This window comes from Enterococcus sp. C102(2024), from assembly GCF_040888205.1.
In the GTDB taxonomy this organism is placed as follows: Bacteria; Bacillota; Bacilli; order Lactobacillales; family Enterococcaceae; genus Enterococcus; species Enterococcus faecalis.
Map to the genome: position 1 here is coordinate 25,209 of NZ_JBFOHH010000004.1, position 23,370 is coordinate 48,578.

General features: G+C 39.4%; 39 protein-coding genes. 4 read left to right on the forward strand and 35 right to left on the reverse strand.

The window, feature by feature from the left end; genetic code table 11:
* Positions 1–2 precede the first annotated feature (2 nt).
* On the forward strand, positions 3–743 hold the full coding sequence (locus AB3I34_RS09145; RefSeq protein ID WP_002356242.1) for an amino acid ABC transporter ATP-binding protein: 741 nt from the start codon (positions 3–5) through the stop codon (positions 741–743).
* 46 nt (positions 744–789) lie between these two features.
* Here the strand turns inward: AB3I34_RS09145 and AB3I34_RS09150 are convergent, their stop codons facing one another.
* On the reverse strand, positions 790–1,374 hold the full coding sequence (locus AB3I34_RS09150) for a TIGR00730 family Rossman fold protein (RefSeq protein ID WP_002411019.1): 585 nt from the start codon (positions 1,372–1,374) through the stop codon (positions 790–792).
* Between the two features lie 173 nt (positions 1,375–1,547).
* Here AB3I34_RS09150 and AB3I34_RS09155 point away from each other — a divergent pair, with 173 nt between their 5' ends.
* The 3 genes from AB3I34_RS09155 to AB3I34_RS09165 all read left to right on the forward strand — a co-directional run bounded on the left by AB3I34_RS09155 (position 1,548) and on the right by AB3I34_RS09165 (position 3,928).
* Positions 1,548–2,039: a GNAT family N-acetyltransferase gene (locus AB3I34_RS09155; protein WP_010711908.1), complete on the forward strand. Its 492-nt coding sequence runs from the start codon at positions 1,548–1,550 to the stop codon at positions 2,037–2,039.
* 90 nt (positions 2,040–2,129) lie between these two features.
* Positions 2,130–3,485: a branched-chain amino acid transport system II carrier protein gene (gene brnQ / locus AB3I34_RS09160; protein ID WP_002361550.1), complete on the forward strand. Its 1,356-nt coding sequence runs from the start codon at positions 2,130–2,132 to the stop codon at positions 3,483–3,485.
* A gap of 131 nt (positions 3,486–3,616) precedes the next feature.
* Entirely contained in the window at positions 3,617–3,928 is a 312-nt protein-coding gene (locus AB3I34_RS09165; protein ID WP_002381365.1) for a heavy metal-binding domain-containing protein, read from the forward strand.
* 50 nt (positions 3,929–3,978) lie between these two features.
* Here AB3I34_RS09165 and truA read toward each other — a convergent pair whose 3' ends face one another.
* From truA to rplD, 34 genes are all read right to left on the reverse strand, one after another.
* Positions 3,979–4,728, reverse strand: coding sequence for a tRNA pseudouridine(38-40) synthase TruA (truA, locus tag AB3I34_RS09170; protein ID WP_002376397.1), 750 nt, complete (start codon positions 4,726–4,728; stop codon positions 3,979–3,981).
* 18 nt (positions 4,729–4,746) lie between these two features.
* On the reverse strand, positions 4,747–5,544 hold the full coding sequence (locus AB3I34_RS09175) for an energy-coupling factor transporter transmembrane protein EcfT (protein WP_002373841.1): 798 nt from the start codon (positions 5,542–5,544) through the stop codon (positions 4,747–4,749).
* On the reverse strand, positions 5,541–6,410 hold the full coding sequence (locus AB3I34_RS09180) for an energy-coupling factor ABC transporter ATP-binding protein (RefSeq protein WP_002381364.1): 870 nt from the start codon (positions 6,408–6,410) through the stop codon (positions 5,541–5,543). Before AB3I34_RS09180 ends, AB3I34_RS09175 begins: the two co-directional genes overlap by 4 nt.
* Entirely contained in the window at positions 6,386–7,225 is an 840-nt protein-coding gene (locus AB3I34_RS09185; protein WP_002359354.1) for an energy-coupling factor ABC transporter ATP-binding protein, read from the reverse strand. The genes AB3I34_RS09180 and AB3I34_RS09185 overlap by 25 nt, the downstream gene beginning before the upstream one ends.
* 201 nt (positions 7,226–7,426) lie before the next feature.
* Entirely contained in the window at positions 7,427–8,602 is a 1,176-nt protein-coding gene (locus AB3I34_RS09190) for a M20 family metallopeptidase (RefSeq protein ID WP_002356230.1), read from the reverse strand.
* Between the two features lie 15 nt (positions 8,603–8,617).
* Positions 8,618–9,817, reverse strand: coding sequence for a DUF819 family protein (locus AB3I34_RS09195; RefSeq protein ID WP_002356229.1), 1,200 nt, complete (start codon positions 9,815–9,817; stop codon positions 8,618–8,620).
* Positions 9,818–9,833: 16 nt separating this feature from the next.
* Positions 9,834–10,046 (reverse strand): hypothetical protein, encoded by a 213-nt coding sequence (locus AB3I34_RS09200; RefSeq protein ID WP_002411018.1) that lies wholly within the window; start codon positions 10,044–10,046, stop codon positions 9,834–9,836.
* Positions 10,047–10,091: 45 nt separating this feature from the next.
* Complete coding sequence (rplQ, locus tag AB3I34_RS09205; RefSeq protein WP_002356228.1) at positions 10,092–10,475, reverse strand: 50S ribosomal protein L17; 384 nt, start codon at positions 10,473–10,475, stop codon at positions 10,092–10,094.
* Between the two features lie 73 nt (positions 10,476–10,548).
* Entirely contained in the window at positions 10,549–11,487 is a 939-nt protein-coding gene (locus tag AB3I34_RS09210; protein ID WP_002356227.1) for a DNA-directed RNA polymerase subunit alpha, read from the reverse strand.
* A gap of 80 nt (positions 11,488–11,567) precedes the next feature.
* Positions 11,568–11,957, reverse strand: coding sequence for a 30S ribosomal protein S11 (rpsK, locus tag AB3I34_RS09215; RefSeq protein WP_002356226.1), 390 nt, complete (start codon positions 11,955–11,957; stop codon positions 11,568–11,570).
* A gap of 27 nt (positions 11,958–11,984) precedes the next feature.
* On the reverse strand, positions 11,985–12,350 hold the full coding sequence (rpsM, locus tag AB3I34_RS09220; protein ID WP_002356225.1) for a 30S ribosomal protein S13: 366 nt from the start codon (positions 12,348–12,350) through the stop codon (positions 11,985–11,987).
* A 19-nt stretch (positions 12,351–12,369) separates the two neighbouring features.
* Positions 12,370–12,486, reverse strand: coding sequence for a 50S ribosomal protein L36 (gene rpmJ, locus AB3I34_RS09225; protein WP_002288710.1), 117 nt, complete (start codon positions 12,484–12,486; stop codon positions 12,370–12,372).
* A 32-nt stretch (positions 12,487–12,518) separates the two neighbouring features.
* Positions 12,519–12,737 carry a translation initiation factor IF-1 gene (gene infA, locus AB3I34_RS09230; protein ID WP_002356224.1) on the reverse strand — a complete coding sequence of 73 codons (219 nt, stop codon included), beginning with the start codon at positions 12,735–12,737 and terminating at the stop codon, positions 12,519–12,521.
* 210 nt (positions 12,738–12,947) lie between these two features.
* Positions 12,948–13,598 (reverse strand): adenylate kinase, encoded by a 651-nt coding sequence (locus AB3I34_RS09235; RefSeq protein ID WP_368027843.1) that lies wholly within the window; start codon positions 13,596–13,598, stop codon positions 12,948–12,950.
* Between the two features lie 86 nt (positions 13,599–13,684).
* Positions 13,685–14,983: a preprotein translocase subunit SecY gene (gene secY, locus AB3I34_RS09240; protein WP_002359350.1), complete on the reverse strand. Its 1,299-nt coding sequence runs from the start codon at positions 14,981–14,983 to the stop codon at positions 13,685–13,687.
* Positions 14,984–15,424, reverse strand: a complete 441-nt coding sequence (rplO, locus tag AB3I34_RS09245) for a 50S ribosomal protein L15 (protein WP_002356221.1) — start codon at positions 15,422–15,424, stop codon at positions 14,984–14,986.
* Positions 15,425–15,471: 47 nt separating this feature from the next.
* Positions 15,472–15,651 (reverse strand): 50S ribosomal protein L30, encoded by a 180-nt coding sequence (rpmD, locus tag AB3I34_RS09250; protein WP_002356220.1) that lies wholly within the window; start codon positions 15,649–15,651, stop codon positions 15,472–15,474.
* Between the two features lie 14 nt (positions 15,652–15,665).
* The gene (gene rpsE / locus AB3I34_RS09255; protein ID WP_002356219.1) at positions 15,666–16,166 is read right to left on the reverse strand and encodes a 30S ribosomal protein S5; all 501 of its coding nucleotides are present in this window, start codon (positions 16,164–16,166) and stop codon (positions 15,666–15,668) included.
* A gap of 20 nt (positions 16,167–16,186) precedes the next feature.
* Positions 16,187–16,543 (reverse strand): 50S ribosomal protein L18, encoded by a 357-nt coding sequence (gene rplR / locus AB3I34_RS09260; RefSeq protein WP_002356218.1) that lies wholly within the window; start codon positions 16,541–16,543, stop codon positions 16,187–16,189.
* A 160-nt stretch (positions 16,544–16,703) separates the two neighbouring features.
* Entirely contained in the window at positions 16,704–17,240 is a 537-nt protein-coding gene (rplF, locus tag AB3I34_RS09265) for a 50S ribosomal protein L6 (protein WP_002356217.1), read from the reverse strand.
* Between the two features lie 31 nt (positions 17,241–17,271).
* Positions 17,272–17,670 carry a 30S ribosomal protein S8 gene (rpsH, locus tag AB3I34_RS09270; protein ID WP_002356215.1) on the reverse strand — a complete coding sequence of 133 codons (399 nt, stop codon included), beginning with the start codon at positions 17,668–17,670 and terminating at the stop codon, positions 17,272–17,274.
* Positions 17,671–17,705: 35 nt separating this feature from the next.
* Positions 17,706–17,891, reverse strand: a complete 186-nt coding sequence (locus tag AB3I34_RS09275) for a type Z 30S ribosomal protein S14 (protein WP_002356214.1) — start codon at positions 17,889–17,891, stop codon at positions 17,706–17,708.
* An 18-nt stretch (positions 17,892–17,909) separates the two neighbouring features.
* Positions 17,910–18,449 (reverse strand): 50S ribosomal protein L5, encoded by a 540-nt coding sequence (rplE, locus tag AB3I34_RS09280; protein WP_002356213.1) that lies wholly within the window; start codon positions 18,447–18,449, stop codon positions 17,910–17,912.
* Positions 18,450–18,474: 25 nt separating this feature from the next.
* The gene (rplX, locus tag AB3I34_RS09285) at positions 18,475–18,786 is read right to left on the reverse strand and encodes a 50S ribosomal protein L24 (protein ID WP_002356212.1); all 312 of its coding nucleotides are present in this window, start codon (positions 18,784–18,786) and stop codon (positions 18,475–18,477) included.
* 35 nt (positions 18,787–18,821) lie between these two features.
* Positions 18,822–19,190, reverse strand: coding sequence for a 50S ribosomal protein L14 (gene rplN / locus AB3I34_RS09290; RefSeq protein ID WP_002356211.1), 369 nt, complete (start codon positions 19,188–19,190; stop codon positions 18,822–18,824).
* 57 nt (positions 19,191–19,247) lie between these two features.
* The gene (gene rpsQ / locus AB3I34_RS09295) at positions 19,248–19,514 is read right to left on the reverse strand and encodes a 30S ribosomal protein S17 (RefSeq protein WP_002359348.1); all 267 of its coding nucleotides are present in this window, start codon (positions 19,512–19,514) and stop codon (positions 19,248–19,250) included.
* 23 nt (positions 19,515–19,537) lie between these two features.
* On the reverse strand, positions 19,538–19,726 hold the full coding sequence (rpmC, locus tag AB3I34_RS09300) for a 50S ribosomal protein L29 (protein ID WP_002383858.1): 189 nt from the start codon (positions 19,724–19,726) through the stop codon (positions 19,538–19,540).
* Positions 19,716–20,150: a 50S ribosomal protein L16 gene (gene rplP, locus AB3I34_RS09305; protein WP_002356208.1), complete on the reverse strand. Its 435-nt coding sequence runs from the start codon at positions 20,148–20,150 to the stop codon at positions 19,716–19,718. Before rplP ends, rpmC begins: the two co-directional genes overlap by 11 nt.
* Before the next feature lie 2 nt (positions 20,151–20,152).
* A complete protein-coding gene (gene rpsC / locus AB3I34_RS09310; RefSeq protein WP_002356207.1) occupies positions 20,153–20,809 on the reverse strand; it encodes a 30S ribosomal protein S3 in 657 nt (218 codons plus the stop codon).
* A 66-nt stretch (positions 20,810–20,875) separates the two neighbouring features.
* On the reverse strand, positions 20,876–21,223 hold the full coding sequence (gene rplV, locus AB3I34_RS09315) for a 50S ribosomal protein L22 (RefSeq protein ID WP_002356206.1): 348 nt from the start codon (positions 21,221–21,223) through the stop codon (positions 20,876–20,878).
* A gap of 21 nt (positions 21,224–21,244) precedes the next feature.
* Complete coding sequence (gene rpsS / locus AB3I34_RS09320) at positions 21,245–21,523, reverse strand: 30S ribosomal protein S19 (protein WP_002356205.1); 279 nt, start codon at positions 21,521–21,523, stop codon at positions 21,245–21,247.
* 42 nt (positions 21,524–21,565) lie between these two features.
* Complete coding sequence (gene rplB, locus AB3I34_RS09325; RefSeq protein ID WP_002356204.1) at positions 21,566–22,396, reverse strand: 50S ribosomal protein L2; 831 nt, start codon at positions 22,394–22,396, stop codon at positions 21,566–21,568.
* Between the two features lie 39 nt (positions 22,397–22,435).
* On the reverse strand, positions 22,436–22,726 hold the full coding sequence (locus AB3I34_RS09330) for a 50S ribosomal protein L23 (protein ID WP_002356203.1): 291 nt from the start codon (positions 22,724–22,726) through the stop codon (positions 22,436–22,438).
* Positions 22,726–23,349: a 50S ribosomal protein L4 gene (rplD, locus tag AB3I34_RS09335; protein WP_002356200.1), complete on the reverse strand. Its 624-nt coding sequence runs from the start codon at positions 23,347–23,349 to the stop codon at positions 22,726–22,728. The genes AB3I34_RS09330 and rplD overlap by 1 nt, the downstream gene beginning before the upstream one ends.
* Positions 23,350–23,370: the final 21 nt, after the last annotated feature.

Sequence of the window (23,370 nt, forward strand, 5' to 3'; positions counted from 1 at the left end):
AGATGAGTGCAATTATTGAAATTGAACATTTACGAAAAAGCTTTGGCGAAAACGAAGTATTAAAAGATATCAATATGAACGTCAACAAAGGAGAAGTTGTCACCATTATCGGTTCTTCTGGTTCTGGTAAATCAACGTTACTACGTTGTATCAATTTGTTAGAAAAACCAACAGATGGCAAAATCATCTATAATGGTAAAAATGTTTTAGAACGTGGTTATAGTTTGCCCAAATATCGGACCCATTTAGGCATGGTTTTCCAATCATTCAATTTATTTAATAACATGAATGTCTTAGAAAACTGTACTTCTGGTCAGATGACTGTCCTAAAAAGAAACAAAGAAGAAGCCAAAAAAATTGCCTTAGAAAATTTAGAAAAAGTTGGCATGGCTCGTTTTATTGATGCCAAACCTGCTCAATTGTCTGGTGGACAAAAGCAACGGGTAGCCATTGCTCGAGCATTATCAATGGATCCAGATGTTTTACTTTTCGATGAACCAACTTCTGCATTGGATCCTGAAATGGTTGGCGAAGTGCTAAAAACAATGAAAAATCTTGCCCATACAGGGCTAACAATGGTGATTGTAACACATGAAATGGAATTTGCGCGGGACGTATCCGATCGTGTTATTTTCATGGATAAAGGTGTCATTGCCGAAGAAGGGACCGCTGAAGATATCTTTGTCCATCCAAAAGAAGCTCGGACAAAAGAGTTCTTACATCGGATTTTAACGAAAAACTAGTAAAAAAGAGGCAGTCATTCTGGTTAGAGTGACTGCCTCTTTTTTACTAGTTTTTGTATTGACGAATCATTGGCGGTTCATAGGAATCAATAAATGCACCAATTTCTTCTAAGGAATCTGAAATGAAAATTTTAGCTCGATCCGCTTCTGTTAAGAAACTAGTTTCTACCATTTTATCAAAAAAAGCAGCTAATAAATCATAGTAACCATTCACGTTGTATAAAATACAAGGATTCATATGTTCACCGACTCGGCCCCAAGAGATCACCTCGCTAATTTCTTCTAGCGTGCCGGGACCACCGGGTAAAGCTAAATACACATCTGCCAATTCAATCATCTTTTTCTTACGCGCATGCATATCACTGACTGTATGCATCTTTGTAATGCCATTATGTGCAATCTCTCGTTCCATTAAAAAAGTGGGCATGACACCAATTACCTCTCCACCTTCTGCCAAAAGCGTATCAGCCACTGTACCCATTAGACCAACATTGCCACCGCCATAAACTAGATCATAGTGATTTTCTTTCATCCAAGCGGCTAACGCTACTGCAGCTTGCTGATAGATTGGCTCATTCCCCAGACTGGCGCCACAATATACTGCCATTTTTTTCACAAACATACCCTCCATTTAGATAGATTCTTTTTTACCATCTATCCTCTGGTAGCTATGGTAGCATATTTTGATTTTATCGAAAAGGTGCAGCCATTTTTCTTTTCGTTTTAAAAGTATTTGAATTTTCAGACAATAAATGCTATAGTCTTTTTATATTTTAAAATTTCAGAAAAAGGAGCCCTATTATCTTGTCTACCTCACTCACTATTCGCTTAGTTGCCGAAGCAGATTGGCCCGCATTACATACCTTGGACCAAATCATTTGGACAAAAAAGAATACCCCTGCCGAGATACAACCACTCTCGCTTGCGGCATATCAGGAAAAAATGAAGGATGAAACGATTTTCGTTGCCATCAGCGGACAACAACTTGCTGGATTTATTGAAGTCCATCCGCCCACTTCGTTAGCAGCTCATCAAAAGCAATGGCTACTAAGTATTGGCGTTTCGCCAGATTTCCAAGGTCAAGGGATTGGTGGTTCTTTGTTGTCGTATATCAAAGATATGGCTGAGATAAGCGGGATTCATAAGCTGAGTTTGCGAGTAATGGCTACCAATCAAGAAGCCATTCGATTCTATGAAAAACATGGTTTTGTGCAGGAAGCACATTTTAAAGAAGAATTTTATATAAATGGACACTATTGTGATGATTATCAGTATGCTTATTTCATAGAAAAATAAGAAAACTAATGTTTTCTATAAAAACTGGTTGCTCTCTGTTTCTTCTTCTGTTATTTTAAATAATAAGACAATATTAAGGAGTGTGAATCTATGCAAAAAAAGTTAGTTTGGCGTGATTATCTATACGTTGGTTCAATGTTATTCGGTTTGTTTTTCGGTGCTGGAAATTTAATTTTCCCTGTACATATGGGACAAGAAGCGGGGGCTTCCGTCTTTTTAGCAAACTTGGGCTTCTTAGCCACTGGAATTGGCTTACCTTTTCTTGGTGTCATTGCTATGGGTGTTTCTAAAAGTTCAGGTGTTTTTGACTTAGCTTCTCGGATTAATCGTCGTTATGCTCTTATTTTTACCTTACTATTATATTTAACGATTGGTCCTTTCTTTGCTTTACCAAGGTTAGCAACTACTTCTTTTGAGATTGGTCTTGCACCATTTGTTCCTAAAGACTTGCAATGGCTGGTTCTTGCTGGTTTTTCCGCATTATTTTTCTTAGCTGTTTGGCTCTTCTCTAGAAAGCCAAGTAAAATCTTAGATTATGTGGGTAAATTTTTAAATCCGTTATTTTTAGCATTGCTAGGAATTTTGATTGTTTTAGCCTTTGTAAAACCATTAGGTCATGTGGCCAGTGCCGCTGTTGGTGAAAATTATATTTCAAGTCCTTTCTTTAAAGGATTTACAGAAGGTTATAATACGTTGGATGCTTTAGCTTCATTAGCTTTTGGGATTGTTGTCGTTTCCACTTTACGAAATATGGGCGTCGAAAAACCAGGAGATATCGCTAAAGGAATGATTAAATCAGGTGCTTTCAGTGTTGTATTGATGGGGATTATCTATACCTTACTTGCTTATATGGGAACAATGAGTATCGGGGCTTTTCCAATCAGTGAAAACGGCGGGATTGCCTTAGCCCAAATTGCTAATTACTATTTAGGCCTACCAGGGAGTATTTTACTGGCTTTTATCGTAGTTCTTGCTTGTTTAAAAACCGGTATCGGCTTAAGCACAGCCTTTTCTGAGACTTTTGAAGAAATGTTTCCGAAAGTTTCCTATCAAAAATTCTTGGCAATTGTTGTTATTTTACCAGCTATTTTTGCAAATGTCGGCTTAACCAACATCATTCAATTTGCCGTTCCAGTCTTGATGTTCCTTTATCCATTGGCGATTACTTTAATGCTTTTGGTAATCATCAGTCCTATTTTCAAACATCGACGGGAAGTCTATCAAGCAACGACCTATATCACATTGATTGCTGCTGTTTTAGATGCATTAAATAGCGCGCCTGCCTTTATCAAAGATACGGCGTTTGTAACAACGCTTTTAGAAAAAGCCGGCCAATACTTACCATTGTTCACTATTGGCATGGGCTGGGTCGTTCCAGCAACGGTTGCTTTTCTAATTAGTTGGGTTTGGGTCATGATTTCTAAAAAAGATCCTATTCTTGATTAATTATTACTAAAACGGCACTAGAAAAATGCGGAAGCGCATCTTTTCTAGTGTCGTTTTTATGTATATTCGTTGTACCAAACTCTTGACTATGGTAAATTGAAGTTACCAACAAGTACTGGAGGAAATTGCCCATGTTAGTTACAACAACCGAGAGAATTAGCGGTCAAGAATATGAAATTATTGGAGAAGTTTTCGGGTTAACCACACGTTCTAAAAATATGTTTAAAGATTTAGGTGCTGGACTAAAAAGCGTAGTTGGCGGTGAAATTAAAGGTTACACTGATATGCAACGAGAAGCACGCGACCAAGCAATCGAACGTTTAAAAGCAGAAGCCTCTAAATTAGGTGCAGATGCCGTTGTGATGATGCGTTTTGATTCTGGCACAATTGGCACAGACATGCAATCTGTCGTGGCTTACGGAACAGCTGTTAAATACATCTAAATCTTGCAACCAAAAAGACGAAGACCTTTTCTTGTAAGGTCTACGTCTTTTTATTTTTCATATTTCACTTCTGCTAAATACAATCCTTCTGGATGAGCAGTTGGACCCGCTAAATTTCGATCTTTAGCTGCGATAATTGCTGGAATCGCGGTTGGTTCCAGCCGCCCATTGCCGATTTTCAATAGCGTACCAACTAAAATCCGAATCATTTTGTACAAGAAACCATCGCCCCGAAAAGTGAATGTTAATTCATCCCCCGTTTCATTGACATGAACACTGGCTTCATGAATGGTTCGGACTTTATCTTCTACTGAACTTCCTGAGGCACAGAAAGAGGTAAAATCATGGGTGCCTAATAAATCAGGCAAAGCTTGTTGGATTTTTTCGAGATCAATGGGATACGGAAAATAACTAGCATAAAAACGTCGAAATGGACTTCGTGGTTTGCCAATATCCACTTTAAATTGATAGGTTTTTTCGATCACGTGATAACGTGCATGAAAGTCTTCTGAAACACGTTCCACGCTGCGCACAGCAATGTCTTCTGGTGTTTGTGTGTCTAACGCAAAGCGCATTTTTTCCAACGGACGTTCCTGCGGATAATCAAAGTGAATCACTTGGCCCATTGCATGAACACCTGCATCTGTTCGTCCTGAACCAAAAACCGTCACGGAGCGTCCGTTATTCATGCGTGCTAACGTTTTTTCTATTTCTTCTTGAACGGTACGCTCATTAGGCTGCTTTTGAAAGCCATGAAAATGAGTGCCATCATAGGCAATGATTGCTTTATAGCGGGGCATAATTTTTCTTCACCTTTTCTAAGTTCTTAATACAAATAAGCCAATGGTTAACAAGACAAAGCCAAACATTACTATTGTATCTCGTAGGTGCCAATGAAGAATGCGGTATTTTGTCCGTCCTTCGCCACCTTGATAACCTCTTGCTTCCATGGCAGTCGCCAAATCTTCCGCACGATTAAAACTACTTACGAAAAGCGGAATTAACAGTGGAACAATAGCTTTCATTTTTTGAAGTAAGTTTCCTTCACCAAAATCAACACCACGGGCACGTTGAGCATTCATAATCTTTTCCGTTTCATCCATTAATGTTGGGACAAAACGTAAGGCAATTGATAACATCAATGAAACTTCATGAACTGGAAATTTCACTACACGAAGTGGGCGTAGCAAATATTCAATCGCATCTGATAACTCTAATGGTGCCGTCGTTAAAGTTAATAACGTTGACATGAAAATAATTAAAACAAAACGACAGAAAATAAATAGCCCATTCGTCACACCAAACTGGGTAATGGAAATAATTCCCCACTGAAAGTACACTTCTCCCCCTTGTGTAAACAAGGTTTGAAGAGCCACAGTAAACAGAATTAGCCATAATAATGGCCGAACACCGCGGATAAAGAAGCGGGCGCTGATTTTTGATAATGAAATAGCAAAAGCAGTAAAGGCTGCTATTAAAACATAACTCTGCCAATTATTTGCTAAAAAGATAATTCCAATAAAATAAAAACTAGCTAATAATTTTGCGCGCGGATCTAAACGATGGATAAAAGAATCACCTGGAATATAGCGCCCAAAAATCAATTTATTCATCATTTTGCCTCACCTGCTTCCTGCATTTTTTTCAGAAGCTGATCGGCTAATTGATCGGCCGTTAATGGTAATTGCTCAAAAGAAAAGCCTTTTGCCACTAATTTTTCAGCAAATTCGGCTGCAGTTGGCACGCCTAATTGTTTTTCTTTCAGCCATTGTGTCTCTTGAAACACTTCTTGTGGTGCTCCCGCTCGGACGATTTGTCCTTTTTCTAAAACAATCACATGATCTGCGTAATTAGCCACATCATCCATCAAATGTGTCACTAAAACGATGGTCATATTATGTTCCTTATGCAGACGACTAAACATCTCCATCATTTCTTTACGACCCTTAGGATCCAAACCAGCAGTCGGTTCGTCTAATACTAAGACTTCTGGTTCCATCGCTAGCACACCAGCAATTGCGACACGGCGCATTTGACCACCTGATAATTCAAACGGAGAATGTTGTAAGTATTTTTCATCTAAGCCGACTAAATCAAGCATTTTCTTAGCTAATTTTTTCGCTTCTTCGTCTGAAACACCAAAGTTTTTCGGTCCGAAAGCGATGTCTCGCTCCACTGTTTCTTCAAACAATTGTGCTTCTGGAAATTGAAAAACGATCCCAACTTTTTTACGAATTGGTTTTAAATTCTTATTATCAGTTTCTGGCGTAATTACACGCTCTCCAATTGTCACTTGGCCTTTAGTTGGTTTCACCAAAGCATTTAAATGTTGCAATAGCGTTGATTTGCCACTGCCAGTATGTCCGACAATCGCTGTATAAGAGCCGTCTTGAATCGTTAAATTAATATCGAATAATGCCCGTTGCTCAAAAGGAGTATTGGGTTGGTAAGTAAAATCTACTTGTTTAAAACGGATGTCCATAACCAATCCACCATCCCTTCTTCTGTTAAATAATTCGTTGGCACAACAACGCCACGCTCTTTCAAAGCTACTTTTAATTTTTCAGGAAACGGTAAATCCAAGCCCATTTCAACAAGCGCTTCTCCTGCAGAAAAAATCTTTTCTGGTGTTCCTTCGTTTGTCAATTGTCCTTGGCGCATCACTAAAATACGATTCGCATTAGCCGCTTCATCAATATCGTGGGTAATAGAAATAACTGTTAAATTGCTTTCTTCTTTAATCTTTTGAATGGTAGCAATTACTTCTGCACGACCTTCTGGATCTAACATACTTGTCGCTTCGTCTAAAATAATAATATCTGGTCGCAAAGCAACCACACCAGCGATAGCTACTCGTTGTTTTTGGCCGCCAGATAGCCGAGCAGGTTCTCGCTTGGCAAAATCTAACATACGAACCCGTTCTAAGGCATCGTGGACACGTTCGACCATTTCATCACGCGGAATACCTTGATTTTCTAAACCAAAAGCCACATCGTCTTCGACTGTTGAACCGACAAATTGGTTATCTGGATTCTGAAAGACCATTCCTACCATACGCCGGATATCCCAGACGTTTGCTTCATTTAATTCTTTGCCGCCAACTTTGATAGTCCCAGCAGCTGGCAGTAACAGCCCATTGATCGTTTTGGCTAACGTTGATTTACCAGAACCATTATGGCCAATAATAGCGACCCATTCGCCTTGTTGAATGGAAAAAGACACATCTTTTAAAGCGGGAGAAGCATCTTCTGGTTGATAATTAAATTGGATATTATTTAGTTCAATGATTGGTTGCATCGCGTACTCCCTCAATCTATTTATTCTTTCTAACACTACCAAAAAAGTAGCGTTTTTTCAATCATCTGTTCTGATTCTTCACACTATTTTTTATTATACCAAAAGAACGGTCATTATGGGAGCTCTTATCTGTCTTGACAGGTCTATTTTTCATAAAAATAACTTCTTGTTCTCATAAAACAAGAAGTTACTGATTTTCTTTTAAAAATGTGTCTTCAAATATTCAAACGCATATTGGGCATATAACTCAGCACCCATTGCCATCGCATCTTCATCAATATTAAAACGACCATGGTGATGTGCCCATTCCGTATCTTTCTCTGGATTACCACTTCCCACTAAGGCAAAACAACCAGAAGCATGTTCAGTATAATAACTGAAGTCTTCACCACCGGTTGTCGGCTCTTCTTGTCTTAAGGCCGCTTCACCAAAATTTTCCTTAATTAGTGTTTGAGCAAACAAGGCATCTTGCTCATCATTAATCACTGGCAACGTTCCATATTGATAATCTAACGAAGCCGTACCACCGTAAATAGCGGCTGTTTGTTCCGCATAGCGTTGCAGCGCCTGTTCTACTCGATTACGCGTTGCTACACTAAAGCAACGAACCGTTCCTTCTAAACGTGCATTCTCAGCAATCACATTAAAACGGGTCCCCACATCCATCCGTCCAATCGTGACAACTACTGGATCTAAAGGATCTGTCTCTCGAGAAACAATCGTTTGCAGATTCATCACGAAAGAAGAAGCTATGACTGCCGCATCAATACAAGCGTTTGGCATGGCACCATGGCCACCACGGCCTTTAAAATCAACAGAAAAAATATCTGCGGATGCGAAACTTGAGCCCACTCGACACGAAGCGGTTCCTACAGGCATTTGTGACCAGATATGTAAGCCAAATACATCATCAACACCGGTCATTGCGCCTTGCGCAACCATTGCTTTAGCACCTTGCGCATTTTCTTCAGATGGTTGAAAAATTAATCTTACAGTTCCCTGAAGTTCTTCCTGGATTTCTTTTAATACTTTAGCCGCTGTTACTAACATCGCGGTATGGGAATCATGCCCACATGCATGCATCTTGCCAGCTTCTAAAGATTTATAAGCTAAATCTTCATTTAATTCCTGTACAGGTAAGGCATCCATATCAGCCCGCAGCGCAACCACTCGGCCTGGTTTGCCGCCCACAATTTCAGCAATTAAACCCGTCGGTTCTGTTTTGCGATAAGTAATTCCTAATTGATCAAGAACTGCCGCGACTTTTTCTGTCGTTCGAAATTCTTCAAATTGTAATTCTGGATGTTGGTGTAAATCCCGTCGAAAAGCAATCATTTCTTGTGAATGCTGCTTGACTAGTGCTTTGATTTTTTTCATACTTACGCCCCGTTTCTACAAACTTAATAAAATACTTGAAAAAATACCCGCTAAAATAACCGAAACAATGGTGACTGTTACGAAACCTGCCACTAACATCGGTGGCATTAAATGGCTCGTTAAAGCCGCCTGTTCTTGTTCATCTTCTGTCAATGATTGAATCACTTCATTAGTAATAATATAATCGGCTGGAAAGCCATATAAAGCTGTCAATGAAACTGCGAATGCCATCTCTTTACTCACACCTAATACACGACCAACAATTGCTGAAAAGATGTACATCCCGATAACACCAATCACAATAATCCCAATCATTGGTAAAAATAAATCCATCAACATTTCAGGTGTGGCTTGTTTTAAGCCATCAAAGACAAAAAGCATTAACCCTAAAATCGCAAAACCAAAGCTATTTGCTTTCTGCAATGGTTGCTTTTCTAAAAAGCCTAAAGACGTTGCAATCACGCCAAAACATAAACACAGCACAAAAGGACTAATCGTCACAAACGGTGCCGTCCACACAGAAACATAATAAGCGAGTGTGGCAACTAAGGCTAAACGTAAAATTCGTGAATAATCTGTATGATATCGTTTGGGTACTTTTTCAAATAGTTTAGGCACATCTGGTTCTGCTCCTGTTTCTTGCCCCTCTTGTTCATGAACTGGCTGCCATGTCCCTGCTCGATATTCTTGAAGCTTCCGCTTTCCTTCTTTTTTTAGAACAATTGAAGTTAAGGGATAACCAGCAAACCCTTGAATGACATAAATTAAAATTGCCAAAACTGAAAGTGAGGCTAAACCAGCTGATTGAGCCGCTTCTGACATTACTAATGAAGAAACTAAACCTCCTACTAACGGCGGGATTGCAACTAAAACTGTTTTTAAGTCAAAAACAAAAGTCCCTACAGCTAATAACAAGGCAATAATGCCCAGAATACCTGACAAAGCAATCACAATCGTTTTCCATTGATTAACCAATTCTTTAACAGAGAGCAGAGTGCCCATATTAGTAATCAACAGATACATTAATAAAGTGGCAACCACTGTAGGAATCCCTGCCACTTCCACAATATTTTGTGGAAAAATAGTCCAATAACCAAGAATAAATAAAACACCACAAACAAAAACAGATGGAATCCAAGCTTTTGTTTTGATAGAAACTACATCACCAATGTATAAAATAACCATCAGCAACGAAAAAGCAAACATTTGCGACATATAATTCCCCCTTCTACTAACTCAGATGCTTAATTATCTGAAAATTCCAATTAATAACCAGTATAACAAACCGGAAAAGCTTCTGCAATGCTTTTAAGAAACAAAAAAGCTTTGAGAAAACAGCGTTTTCCCAAAGCAAAAAAAAATCACCTTTATATGATGAGTGCTCCCCTGCTAAAGCCATCTTTAGCAGGGAAAGCAGAGCTAGACTCGGAGTCGCCTCCAACATCATAACACTCTAAAAGAAACATCTATAAAGTGATCGGTTTATTAATTATTTAACAAATTCGATAACTACCATTGGTGCTGCATCGCCGCGTCTTGGTTCTGTCTTCAAGATACGAGTGTAACCACCTTGGCGTTCCGCGAAACGAGGTCCTAAATCGTTAAATAGCTTTTGTAAAGCTGATTCAACAACGATAGACTCATCTTCTTCACGAACACTAGCAACTTCATTACGAACGAAAGTAGCTGCTTGACGACGTGCATGAAGATCTCCACGTTTACCTAAAGTAATCATTTTTTCTACAGTTGAACGTACTTCTTTCGCACGAGCTTCAGTAGTTACGATGCGTTCGTTGATGATTAAATCAGTTGTAATATCACGTAGCATAGCTTTACGTTGGCTTGATGTGCGTCCTAATTTACGGTAACTCACGTTGGGTTCCCTCCTTCGTTTCTGTTCTCACGAGCCACTGCTGTTAAGCAGGACTGGAAACTTCGTAAAAGTCTTAATCGTCCTTACGTAATCCTAATCCTAGATCATGCAATTTGAGTTTTACTTCTTCAAGAGATTTACGACCTAAATTACGTACTTTGATCATTTCTGGTTCAGATTTGTTTGTAAGTTCTTGTACAGTATTAATGCCTGCACGTTTTAAACAGTTATATGAACGAACTGATAAATCAAGTTCTTCAATCGTCATTTCTAGCATTTTCTCTTTTTGAGTTTCTTCTTTTTCCACCATGATTTCAGCGTTTTTCGCTTCGTCAGTAAGGTTTACAAAGATATCTAAATGCTCAGTCATGATTTTCGCAGCTAAACTTAGTGCTTCTTGAGGAATGATTGAACCATCTGTCCATATTTCCATTGTTAATTTGTCGAAATCATCACGACGACCAACACGTGTATTTTCTACTTGGTAGTTAACACGACGAACGGGTGTGTAGATGGAATCAACTGGAAGTACACCGATTGGCATATCTTCTTTTTTGTTTTCGTCTGCTTGAACATAGCCACGACCAGGTTTCACTGTTAAGCGAGCATGGAAAGTAGCTCCTTCAGCAACACTACAGATAACTAAATCTTTATTTAGGATCTCAACATCACTGTCCACGATAATATCGCCGGCAGTCACGGTAGCGGGTCCTGTAATATCGATCTCAAGGGTTTTCTCTTCTTCAGCATATAATTTCAATGCTAAGCCTTTAATATTCAAAATAATTTGTGTTACGTCTTCTCGTACACCTGGAATGGTTGAGAATTCGTGTAAAACACCATCGATTTGAATATTCGTAATTGCAGCTCCTGGTAAAGAAGACAATAAAATACGACGTAGAGAGTTACCTAAAGTAGTTCCGTAACCGCGTTCTAATGGTTCAACGACGAACTTACCATAATCTCTATTTTCATCAATTTTTTCGATTCTTGGTTTTTCAAATTCAATCATTCTTATCTATACCCCTTTCAAAACGAAAAGTGTCTTGTTCAATGACGTTCCTAATTCAAACTCAGAATGAGTGGCGCTCATTAAACACGACGGCGTTTTGGAGGGCGGCATCCATTATGAGGAACTGGAGTCACGTCACGAATTGCAGTCACTTCTAAACCTGTTGCTTGTAATGAACGAATTGCTGCTTCACGTCCAGAACCAGGTCCTTTAACTGTTACGTCTACAGTTTTAAGTCCATGTTCCATTGCCACTTTAGTTGCGGCTTCTGCAGCCATTTGAGCGGCAAAAGGAGTTGATTTTTTGCTTCCTTTAAAGCCTAATGATCCTGCTGATGACCATGCTAATGCATTACCATGTGTATCAGTAATCATTACGATTGTATTGTTGAATGTAGAATGGATATGTGCTACACCTGATTCTATATTCTTTTTGACACGGCGTTTACGACTAACTTTTTTTGCTGCCATGAAGTTCTAACCTCCTTCACTTAGGAATTATTTTTTCTTGCCTGCTACTGTTTTAGTAGGGCCTTTACGAGTACGTGCATTATTTTTCGTGTTTTGTCCACGAGTTGGTAATCCACGACGGTGACGGATTCCACGGTATGAACCGATTTCCATCAAGCGTTTGATGTTTAAGTTCACTTCACGACGAAGATCCCCTTCAACTTTTAACTTATCAATTTCCGCACGAATCGCATCTGTTTGTTCGTTTGTTAAATCACGTACACGAACATCTTCAGATACGCCAACGTTTGCTAAAACTTTTTTAGCTGTAGTGTTACCAATACCATAAATGTAAGTAAGAGAAACTACTACACGTTTGTCACGAGGGATGTCTACTCCTGCAATACGAGCCATTATTCGTTACACCTCCTAATTATCCTTGACGTTGTTTATGTTTTGGATTTGCTGGGCAAATAACCATAACACGTCCTTTACGGCGAATTACTTTACAATGTTCACACATTGGTTTTACTGATGGTCTTACTTTCATGATAATACCTCCTGTGGTTTTACGGAGTACAATTATTTAAAGCGATAAGTAATACGGCCACGCGTTAAATCATACGGTGATAATTCAACTGTTACTTTGTCACCAGGTAAGATACGGATGTAGTGCATACGGATTTTACCTGAAACAGTAGCAAGAACTTGGTGTCCATTTTCTAGTTCGACTTTAAACATTGCATTCGGCAAAGTTTCGACGACTGTACCTTCGACTTCAATCATATCTTCTTTTGCCACGCACAGTACCTCCTTGTACTTGTTTCGCGTTTTCACACGATAAAACGGCGGAAACTCCAGCTCCCACCTAGAAATTCTCAACTAACTTCGTTATTCATTTTGATGTCACAAAACTGTAGAAGTCGGACTGATATATTCTACCATATTTAGTTATGTTTTGGCAAGAGAAACTGAATACAACAACAGGGTTAAACTGCGGGCAATTGGAAATTAGTTTTCGTCAATGATTTTTTTCACATCAGAAAAAACAGTATCGATTTCGCGATTGCCATCGATTGTATGCATCAAGCCTTGTTCTTTATAGAAAGCTAAGATTGGTGCGCTACTTTCAATGTTGACTGCCAAACGATTTTTAACCGTTTCGGGCTTATCATCTTCTCTTTGGTAGAATTCATGTCCGCCACAGCGATCACAAGTGCCTTCAACTTTTGGCGGGTTGAATAATTTATGATACGTTGCGCCACATGTGCGACAGATGAATCGTCCAGCTAAACGCTCGATTAATACATCTTCTTCTACATGGATGTCAATGACAGCATCAATTTTTTTGTTTAATTCTTTAAGCATTGTATCTAATGCTTTTGCTTGATCCAGTGTACGTGGGAAACCATCTAATAGGAATCCTTTGTCTGTATCTGGTTCAGCAAGGCGTTCTTTAACAATTCCGTTTGTTACTTCGTCAGGAACCAGTTCACCTTTATCGATATAAGATTTCGCTTCTAGGCCCAAGGCAGTTTCATTTTTCATTGCTGCACGGAACATATCTCCAGTAGAAATATGTGGAATGCCGTACGTATCAATGATTCTTTCTGCTTGGGTGCCTTTACCTGCTCCAGGTAATCCCATTAAAATGAGGTTCATATATTCTCCTCCTAATTTTAAAGACCGGCTTATGAAGCTAGCCATATGTGAGAATGGTGCTGAGGTAAAACCTCAACACTCAATTCTTACTTATTGATAAAGCCGACATATTGACGTTTCATCATTAATCCTTCTAATTGTTTCGTTGTTTCTAATGCAACCCCGATAACGATTAGTAAACTTGTTCCACCTAAACCGATTGATTGAGGTAAGTTCCAAACCATTTGCGCAATGATTGGAAGTAAAGCAACAAGTCCTAGGAAAATTGAGCCGACAACACTTAATCTCATTAACACGCCAGATACATATTCTTCTGTACCTTTACCTGGTCGCACGCTTGGAATGTAGCTTCCTTGTTTTTGTAAGTTTTCCGCTAATTTCTCAGGGTTTACTTGAACAAATGCATAGAAGAACGTAAACGCAACGATTAGGACAGTATAGATGATTGCCCCTGGAACTGTGTTATAACTAAAGATTTTTGTCATAATGTCATACCAATTTTCACCAGCGAATTTTGATGAGAAAGCTTGTAAAATGGCATTTGGTGTTGCAATTAACGAGCTGGCAAAGATAACTGGAATAACCCCAGCAGCATTTACTTTTAACGGTAAATAACTACTTGTTGGTGCACCAGAAACACGTTTTGTATATTGGATTGGAATCTTACGTTCTGCTTGTTGGAAGAACGTTACGACTGTAACAATCACCAAAATAGCAATAACTAAGATTGCAATGAAAATAACAGATTGCCAAATGCGAGAAGACTCGATATTGACGAAGTAATCTTCATAGATTTCTTTGACTGCTCCTGGCAAACGAGAAATAATCCCGGCAAAGATAATCATTGAAACACCATTTCCGATTCCTTTTTCTGTAATTTGTTCACCCATCCAAGTCACAAACATCGTCCCAGCAGTTAAAATAACTGCAATCATCACAAAGGTACCTAAGGTTGGATTGTTGACAATCCCAGTTTGACTTAAGCTATTAAAACCAGCAGTGATCCCCATTGACTGAGCCACACCCAAGACAATCGTTAGATATCTTGTTGCTTGATTTAATTTCTTACGCCCAACTTCCCCTTGTTTTGACCATTCTACAAATCTAGGTACAATATCCATTTGCAATAGTTGAATAATAATAGAGGCTGTAATGTATGGCGAAACCCCCATCGAGAAGATAGAGAAGTTTTGCATGGCACTACCACTCACCATATTCAACATATTCAAAAAGGGTAAGCTACTTAAATCAGACAATCCCTTTGCATTCACCCCGGGCACAGTAATGTGCGCACCTAGGCGAAATACAAACAAGATTAAAACTGTAAATAAGATTTTTGATCTAATGTCTTTGACTTTAAAGGCGTTCTTTAATAGCTTGAACAATTAGATCACCTCGATTGAACCACCAGCAGCTTCGATAGCTTCTTGTGCTGATTTCGAGAATTTAGCTGCTTTCACAGTTAATTTTTTCGTTAACTCACCATCTGCAAGAACTTTGATTCCCGCTTTTTCGTTTTTAACGATTCCTGCTTCTTTTAGGACAACAGGAGTTACTTCTGTTCCATCTTCAAAACGGTTTAAAGTATCTAAGTTTACAACAGCGTAATCTTTACGATTAATGTTTGTAAACCCACGTTTTGGTAAACGACGGAATAATGGAGTTTGACCCCCTTCAAATCCTAAACGAACACCACCGCCTGAACGGGCTTTTTGCCCTTTTTGTCCACGGCCAGCTGTTTTACCATTACCAGATGAAGTACCACGTCCAACACGGTTACGTACTTGGCGTGAGCCCTCAGCAGGTTTTAATTCATGAAGTTTCATAGGTTTGGCACCTCCTTAAGCAATCTTCTATTACAAATCTATAAATCTTAAACTTCTTCTACGTCCACTAAATGTGAAATAGTGTTAACCATACCTTTGATTGCTTCATTGGCAGGTTTTGTAACAGTACTATTCACTTTACCTAAACCTAACGCTTTAACTGTAGCACGTTGGTTTTGAGGACGTCCGATAACACTGCGTTTTAAAGTAATTTTTAATTCAGCCATTATTTTTGTCCTCCTTAACCGATAATTTCTTCTACAGATTTACCGCGAAGTGCTGCCACTTCTTCGGCACGTTTTAATTGTTTTAGACCTTCAACAGTTGCGCGAACAACGTTAATAGGTGTGTTTGAACCTAGTGATTTAGATGTAATATCTGCTACACCAGCTAATTCCAATACGGCACGAACTGGTCCACCAGCAGCTACCCCAGAACCTTCTACTGCAGGTTTCATAAGGATACGGCCGCCACCGAATACGCCAATTACTTCGTGCGGGATAGTAGAACCAACCATAGGCACTTCAACTAAGTTTTTCTTCGCGTCTTCGATTGCTTTACGGATAGCTTCAGGTACTTCTTGTGCTTTACCAGTACCGAAACCAACGTGTCCGTTTTTGTCACCGACAACAACTAAAGCTGCGAAACGTAAACGACGTCCACCTTTAACAACTTTTGTTACACGGTTGATCGCTACAACGCGGTCTTCTAATTCCAAATGTTTTGGATCAATATAAACCATGAATGGTGTTCCTCCTTCTCCTAAAATTCTAGTCCATTTTCACGAGCAGCTTCAGCTAAAGCTTGCACGCGGCCATGGTAAAGGTATCCACCACGGTCGAAGACTACTTTTTTGATGCCTTTTTCAGCGGCACGTTCAGCAACTAGTTTACCAACAGCTGCAGCTGTTTCTGTTTTTGTTCCACCTGAAATTTCTTTATCCAAGGCAGAGGCACTTGCTAGCGTCACACCCGCTACGTCATCAATGACTTGCGCGTAGATGTTTTTGTTAGAACGGAAAATGTTCAAGCGTGGGCACTCAGCAGTACCAGAGATTTTGTTACGTACACGACGATGTCTCTTTTGACGTGTTTTGTTTTTATCTGGTTTTGTAATCACAATTTTCACCTCTTTGATTTAATGTTTACTACTAATATTTCAAGCAGTCAGCAGATTACGGAAAAGAGAAGCTGGCAGACAAGACAAAAGCATTTTATTGGAACAATCCCATAAAATGACAGTTGCTTGTTGTTGACTTCTGTTTTCTACACAGCTGTTATTATTTACCAGTTTTACCTTCTTTACGGCGTACAAATTCACCAACATAGCGAATCCCTTTGCCTTTATAAGGTTCTGGAGGACGAACGCCACGGATGTTAGCAGCTAATTCACCAACAACTTCTTTGTTGATGCCTTTAACGATAACTTGTGTGTTCGCAGGTACTTCAAATGTTACGCCTTCTGGTGCTGTCATTTCGACAGGATGAGAATAACCAACGTTTAAAGTTAATTTGTTGCCTTGTACTTGGGCACGGTATCCGACCCCGATAAGTTCAAGTGCTTTTTGGAAACCTTCAGAAACACCAACAACCATGTTGTTGAAGTTTGCACGAGTTGTTCCGTGGATTGTTTTCATTTCTTTTGAATCGTTTGGACGAGTGAATGTCACTTCGTTTCCTTCGATGTTCATTTTGATATCAGAAGAAAATTCGCGTGTTAATTCACCTTTAGGTCCTTTAACTGTAATGTTGTTTCCGTCTTGCTTGATTTCAACACCAGCAGGAAGAACAACAACTTTATTACCAATACGGCTCACTTAGAGACACCTCCTTGTGTATTTTTTAGAATTACCATACGTAGGCGATTACTTCGCCGCCGATATTTTTCGCTCTAGCTTCTTTGTCAGTAATTACACCCTCTGATGTAGAGATGATTGCAATTCCTAGACCGTTTAATACTTTTGGTACTTCGTCAGCTTTTACGTATGCACGTAAACCTGGTTTAGAAATACGTTTTAAGTTTGTGATAACACGTTCTTCGTTTTTACCATATTTTAGGAAAACACGGATTACGCCTTGTTTGTCATCTTCGATGTATTCTACGTCGCGGATAAATCCTTCACGTTTCAGGATTTCTGCGATATCACGTTTGATTTTTGAAGCAGGTACTTCTAAAGTTTCATGTTTAACCATGTTCGCATTACGAATGCGAGTTAGAAAATCTGCAATTGGATCTGTCATGACCATTGAACTATTTACCTCCTTTATGCGAGTTTACTTGTTTACCAGCTAGCTTTCTTCACGCCGGGAATTTGACCTTTATAGGCAAGTTCGCGGAAGCAAATACGGCAAAGATGAAATTTACGATAAACTGAATGTGGACGTCCACAACGTTCACAACGAGTATAAGCTTGTGTTGAATGTTTAGCAGGACGTTTGTTTTTAGCAATCATTGATTTTTTAGCCACGTAGTTCGCCTCCTTATATTATTTTTGGAATGGCATACCTAATTGTGCCAACAATTCGCGAGACTCTTCGTCAGTGTTCGCTGTTGTAACAATTACGATGTCCATACCGCGTACTTTATCTACTAAATCATAATCAACTTCTGGGAAGATTAATTGTTCTTTAATACCTAAAGTATAGTTACCACGACCATCGAAAGCTTTTTTGCTGACACCGTGGAAGTCACGTACACGAGGTAAAGAAACTGTTACTAATTTATCTAAAAATTCGTACATTCTTTCGCCGCGTAGCGTTACTTTCGCACCGATTGGCATTCCTTCACGTAAACGGAATCCAGCGATAGATTTTTTAGCTTTTGTGATAAGTGGTTTTTGACCAGTGATTAATGCTAATTCTTCAACAGCTTTGTCTAAGTTTTTAGCATTTGATACTGCATCACCCACACCCATGTTGATAACGATTTTATCAACTTTAGGTGTTTGCATAACTGAGCTGTAATTAAATTTTTCCACCAATGATGGTGTTACTTCTTTAATATATTTTTCTTTCAGGCGGTTCATTCAGTAAGCCCTCCTTCCGCAATTTTTATTTATCTAAAACTTCACCTGTTTTTTTAGAAACGCGGACTTTTTTGCCGTCGACTTCTTTAAACGCAACTTTAGTAGCTTCTCCGTTTGAAGGATCAATCACCATTACATTAGAAACATGAATTGGCGCTTCCACTTCAAGGATTCCACCTTGTGGGGCTGCTTGGTTTGGTTTTTGGTGTTTTTTAACGACGTTGACACCTTCAACGATAACTTTATCTTGTTTAGGAAACGCTGCTAAGACAACGCCTTCTTTGTTTTTATCTTTACCAGTGATAACTTTTACTTTATCGCCTTTTTTAACAAACATTACTGTTTCGCACCTCCTTTAACGTGGGCTCGAGATTATAATACTTCTGGTGCTAGAGAAACGATCTTCATGAAGTTGTTTTCACGTAATTCACGTGCAACTGGTCCGAAGATACGTGTTCCGCGTGGGCTTTTATCGTCACGGATAATTACCGCAGCATTTTCATCAAATTTGATGTAAGAACCGTCAGCACGACGAGCGCCAGATTTTGTACGAACGATAACGGCTTTAACTACTTCACCTTTTTTAACAACCCCACCTGGCGTTGCTTGTTTGACAGTAGCAACAATAACGTCACCGATGTTAGCAGTTTTACGACCAGATCCGCCTAGGACTTTGATCGTTAAAATTTCACGTGCGCCAGAATTGTCAGCGACTCTTAAACGACTTTCTTGTTGGATCACGATGTGTATCCCCCTTTCAGATTTTGTGCTTCAATCTATTAGGAAATTCTCGTTTTATTAGATAATAACTGCTTCTTCGACTACCTCTAGTAAACGGAAACGTTTTGTAGCTGATAATGGACGAGTTTCCATGATTTTTACGATGTCTCCAACTTTCGCTGTGTTGTTTTCATCATGCGCTTTATATTTTTTAGAATATTTCATACGTTTGCCATAGATAGGGTGGTTTTTCTTTGTTTCAACGACAACTGTGATTGTTTTATCCATTTTGTCTGATACCACGCGACCTTGGTAAACTTTACGTTGATTTCTTTCTTCAGTCATACGCGTTTGGCCTCCTTCCACTATTAGTTAGCTTGTTCACGCAATACTGTTTTGATGCGTGCAATCGATTGACGTACTTCTTTAATACGTGCAGTGTTTTCTAATTGACCTGTTGCTAATTGGAATCTTAAGTTGAACAATTCTTCTTTTAATTGTTTTTCTTTATCTAGCATTTCGGCAGTGGTTAATTCTCTGATTTCTTTAACCTTCATTCGATTCACCACCCATTTCCTCACGTTTTACGATCTTAGTTTTTACCGGCAATTTGTGAGATGCAAGACGAAGAGCTTCACGAGCTACTTCTTCAGGAACGCCTGCGATTTCAAACATGATTTTACCACGTTTAACTGGTGATACCCAGCCTTCTGGTGCCCCTTTACCTTTACCCATACGTACGCCGATAGCTTTACTTGTGTAAGACTTGTGAGGGAAAATTTTAATCCATACTTTCCCGCCACGTTTCATGTAACGAGTCATTGCAATACGGGCTGCTTCGATTTGACGGTTAGTAATCCAGTGAGATTCAGTTGCTTGTAAACCCCATTCACCAAATGCTACTTCTTTTCCGCCTTTAGCTTCACCGCGCATTTTTCCGCGGAATTCACGACGGTGTTTTACACGTTTAGGTACTAACATGATTATTTCCCTCCTTTCTCAGTGTTTTTTTTCGTTGGAAGAATTTCTCCACGATAGATCCACACTTTAACTCCTAGTTTTCCGTAAGTAGTGTCCGCTTCTTCCCATGCGTAATCAATGTCCGCACGTAATGTATGAAGTGGTACAGTTCCTTCAGAGTATCCTTCTGAACGAGCGATATCCGCACCGTTTAGACGACCTGATACTTGAGTTTTGATTCCTTTAGCGCCAGCACGCATTGCGCGTTGGATGGCTTGTTTTTGAGCACGACGGAAAGCAACACGGTTTTCTAATTGACGTGCAATTCCTTCGCCTACTAATTTTGCATCTAAATCTGGTTTTTTGATTTCAACGATGTTGATGTGAACTCGTTTGCCAGTTAATTTGTTTAATTCTTTTCTTAGGTTTTCGACTTCAGATCCGCCTTTACCGATAACCATACCTGGTTTAGCTGTGTGAATTGAAATGTTAACACGGTTTGCAGCGCGTTCGATTTCAATTGTAGATACAGCAGCATCAGCAAGTTTTGTTGCGATAAATTTACGGATTCTTAAATCTTCGTGTAAGAATTCAGCATACTCTTTTTCAGCATACCATTTCGCATCCCAGTCGCGGATGATGCCTACACGCATTCCAATTGGATGTACTTTTTGACCCACTGATTGTCCCTCCTCTTAAATGTTTAAGCTCTGTTTTCATAAAGAAAACAGCCTATTTCATGAGACTTATTTCTCTGTTACAACTACTGTGATGTGACTAGTACGTTTGTTGATTGGTGAAGCTGAACCTTTTGCACGAGGACGGAAACGTTTCATTGTTGGTCCTTCGTTAACAAATGCTTCAGATACGACTAAGCTTTCAACGTCTAAGTCAAAGTTGTTTTCTGCGTTAGCAACTGCTGACATTAAAACTTTTTCAATGATTCCAGCAGACTTGTTCGGTGTGAATTTCAAGATTGAAATTGCATCCGCAACGCTTTTCCCTCTGATAAGATCGATTACTAAACGTGCTTTACGAGGTGAAGTGCGAACTGTTTTTGCAGTTGCTTTAGCTGATGTAATTTGTTCTGACATTTGCATATCCTCCCCTCAAAATTAGCGTTTAGTTTTTTTATCGTCAGCAACGTGGCCACGATAAGTTCTAGTTGGTGCAAATTCACCTAATTTATGTCCTACCATGTCTTCTTGAATGTAAACAGGGACATGTTTCCGTCCATCATATACAGCGATTGTGAAACCTACGAATGATGGAAAAATTGTAGAGCGGCGAGACCAAGTTTTAATTACTTTTTTCTTTTCGGCACCTTGTTGTGCTTCGACCTTTTTCATCAAATGATCATCGACGAAAGGTCCTTTTTTTAAACTACGACCCATGGTGAACCTCCTCTCAAAATGTACGACACATGGTCAAAAAAATTATTTAGTACGACGACGAACGATAAGTTTGTCTGATTTAGCTTTTTTATTACGTGTTTTGTATCCAATTGCTGGTTGACCCCATGGAGATACTGGCGCTTTACGTCCAATTGGTGTTTTACCTTCACCACCACCGTGTGGGTGATCGTTAGGGTTCATTACGCTACCACGAACAGTTGGGCGTTTACGCATCCAACGAGAGCGGCCAGCTTTACCAATGTTGATTAATTCGTGTTGTTCGTTACCAACTGAACCGATTGTTGCACGGCAAGTTGCTAAGATCATACGAACTTCGCCAGAGTTTAAGCGGATTAATACGTATTTGCCTTCTTTACCAAGTACTTGCGCGCTTGTTCCAGCTGAACGGATTAATTGTCCACCTTTACCAGGTTTCATTTCAATGTTGTGGATAACTGTACCAACTGGAATGTTTTCCAATGGTAATGCGTTACCTACTTTAATATCTGCTTCTGGACCAGATACTAGGCGCATGCCTACTTCTAATCCTTTTGGTGCTAAGATGTATGCCTTAACCCCGTCTTCGTAATGAACTAACGCGATGTTAGCAGAACGGTTTGGATCGTATTCGATCGTTTTAACAACCGCTGCGACGTTATCTTTATTACGTTTGAAGTCAATCACACGGTATTGACGTTTGTGACCGCCACCTTGGTGACGAACCGTAATGCGACCGTTGTTGTTACGACCGGCATTGTTTTTTAATGGCTGTAACAATGATTTTTCTGGTGTTGAAGTTGTGATTTCAGCGAAATCAGAACTTGTCATGTTACGACGGCCATTTGTGGTAGGTTTGTACTTTTTAATCGCCACGTCTTATTTCCCTCCTACGTTGATATTGTTCAGGACTGCTTATTCAGCAGCTTCGAATAATTGAATTTCTTTTGAATCTTCAGTTAATGTAACGATCGCTTTGCGACGTTTTTTTGTATAACCTGCATATTTACCCATGCGTTTGAATTTTGGACGCACGTTTAAGATGTTTACGTTTGCTACTTTAACATCGAATGCTGATTCAACAGCTTGTTTTACTAAAGTTTTGTTTGCGCGAGTGTCCACTTCGAAAGTATATTTCTTTTCGTCCATAGCTAACATGGATTTTTCAGTGATCACTGGGCGTTTGATTACGTCTAGTAATTCCATTATGCAAGCACCTCCTCAATTTGAGTAAGAGCTGTTTGTGTTGCCAAGACTTTGTTAGCTGACACAACATCTAACACACTAACGTTATCAGAAGTTACTACAGAAACGTTTGGTAAGTTACGAGCTGATAAAGCTGCAAAGTCGTTACCATTTTCTAAAACAACTAATACTTTAGTATCGATAGACAAGTTAGCAAGAACTTGTTTGAATTCTTTTGTTTTTGGTGCATCGAAGCTTAAACCTTCTACTGCTACCAAGTTATTTTCAGCAACTTTGTCTGATAATACAGATTTCATTGCTAAGCGACGAACTTTTTTAGGAAGTTTGTAGCTGTATGAACGCGGTGTTGGTCCAAAGACTACGCCACCTCCACGCCATTGTGGTGAACGGATTGAACCTTGACGAGCACGACCAGTTCCTTTTTGACGCCATGGTTTGCGGCCACCGCCACGAACAGCGCTACGGTTTTTAACTGCGTGTGTTCCTTGTCTTAATGAAGCACGTTGCATGATGATTGCATCATAGACAACACTTTCATTAGGTTCGATTCCGAAGATTTCTTCATTTAAAGTGATTTCACCGTTTTGAGTTCCATCTTGTTTGAATAATGCTACATTCGGCATTCCTTAGTTCCTCCTTTCCCT

Bases quoted from the DNA above. Each gene is read 5' to 3' on its own strand.
- AB3I34_RS09145 (WP_002356242.1), top strand. From the start codon at position 3: ATGAGTGCAATTATTGAAATTGAACATTTACGAAAAAGCTTTGGCGAA.
- AB3I34_RS09150 (WP_002411019.1), bottom strand. From the start codon at position 1,374: ATGGAGGGTATGTTTGTGAAAAAAATGGCAGTATATTGTGGCGCCAGT.
- brnQ (WP_002361550.1), top strand. From the start codon at position 2,130: ATGCAAAAAAAGTTAGTTTGGCGTGATTATCTATACGTTGGTTCAATG.
- AB3I34_RS09165 (WP_002381365.1), top strand. From the start codon at position 3,617: ATGTTAGTTACAACAACCGAGAGAATTAGCGGTCAAGAATATGAAATT.
- truA (WP_002376397.1), bottom strand. From the start codon at position 4,728: ATGCCCCGCTATAAAGCAATCATTGCCTATGATGGCACTCATTTTCAT.
- AB3I34_RS09175 (WP_002373841.1), bottom strand. From the start codon at position 5,544: ATGATGAATAAATTGATTTTTGGGCGCTATATTCCAGGTGATTCTTTT.
- AB3I34_RS09180 (WP_002381364.1), bottom strand. From the start codon at position 6,410: ATGGACATCCGTTTTAAACAAGTAGATTTTACTTACCAACCCAATACT.
- AB3I34_RS09185 (WP_002359354.1), bottom strand. From the start codon at position 7,225: ATGCAACCAATCATTGAACTAAATAATATCCAATTTAATTATCAACCA.
- AB3I34_RS09190 (WP_002356230.1), bottom strand. From the start codon at position 8,602: ATGAAAAAAATCAAAGCACTAGTCAAGCAGCATTCACAAGAAATGATT.
- AB3I34_RS09195 (WP_002356229.1), bottom strand. From the start codon at position 9,817: ATGTCGCAAATGTTTGCTTTTTCGTTGCTGATGGTTATTTTATACATT.
- AB3I34_RS09200 (WP_002411018.1), bottom strand. From the start codon at position 10,046: ATGTTGGAGGCGACTCCGAGTCTAGCTCTGCTTTCCCTGCTAAAGATG.
- AB3I34_RS09210 (WP_002356227.1), bottom strand. From the start codon at position 11,487: ATGATTGAATTTGAAAAACCAAGAATCGAAAAAATTGATGAAAATAGA.
- rpsK (WP_002356226.1), bottom strand. From the start codon at position 11,957: ATGGCAGCAAAAAAAGTTAGTCGTAAACGCCGTGTCAAAAAGAATATA.
- rpsM (WP_002356225.1), bottom strand. From the start codon at position 12,350: ATGGCTCGTATTGCAGGAGTAGACATCCCTCGTGACAAACGTGTAGTA.
- rpmJ (WP_002288710.1), bottom strand. From the start codon at position 12,486: ATGAAAGTAAGACCATCAGTAAAACCAATGTGTGAACATTGTAAAGTA.
- AB3I34_RS09235 (WP_368027843.1), bottom strand. From the start codon at position 13,598: ATGAACCTCATTTTAATGGGATTACCTGGAGCAGGTAAAGGCACCCAA.
- rplO (WP_002356221.1), bottom strand. From the start codon at position 15,424: ATGAAACTTCATGAATTAAAACCTGCTGAGGGCTCACGCCAAGTACGT.
- rpmD (WP_002356220.1), bottom strand. From the start codon at position 15,651: ATGGCTGAATTAAAAATTACTTTAAAACGCAGTGTTATCGGACGTCCT.
- rpsE (WP_002356219.1), bottom strand. From the start codon at position 16,166: ATGGTTTATATTGATCCAAAACATTTGGAATTAGAAGACCGCGTTGTA.
- rpsH (WP_002356215.1), bottom strand. From the start codon at position 17,670: ATGGTCATGACAGATCCAATTGCAGATTTTCTAACTCGCATTCGTAAT.
- rplE (WP_002356213.1), bottom strand. From the start codon at position 18,449: ATGAACCGCCTGAAAGAAAAATATATTAAAGAAGTAACACCATCATTG.
- rplX (WP_002356212.1), bottom strand. From the start codon at position 18,786: ATGTTTGTTAAAAAAGGCGATAAAGTAAAAGTTATCACTGGTAAAGAT.
- rpsQ (WP_002359348.1), bottom strand. From the start codon at position 19,514: ATGACTGAAGAAAGAAATCAACGTAAAGTTTACCAAGGTCGCGTGGTA.
- rpmC (WP_002383858.1), bottom strand. From the start codon at position 19,726: ATGAAGGTTAAAGAAATCAGAGAATTAACCACTGCCGAAATGCTAGAT.
- rplP (WP_002356208.1), bottom strand. From the start codon at position 20,150: ATGTTAGTACCTAAACGTGTAAAACACCGTCGTGAATTCCGCGGAAAA.
- rplV (WP_002356206.1), bottom strand. From the start codon at position 21,223: ATGTCAGAACAAATTACATCAGCTAAAGCAACTGCAAAAACAGTTCGC.
- rpsS (WP_002356205.1), bottom strand. From the start codon at position 21,523: ATGGGTCGTAGTTTAAAAAAAGGACCTTTCGTCGATGATCATTTGATG.
- AB3I34_RS09330 (WP_002356203.1), bottom strand. From the start codon at position 22,726: ATGGAATTACTAGACGTAATCAAACGCCCAGTGATCACTGAAAAATCC.
- rplD (WP_002356200.1), bottom strand. From the start codon at position 23,349: ATGCCGAATGTAGCATTATTCAAACAAGATGGAACTCAAAACGGTGAA.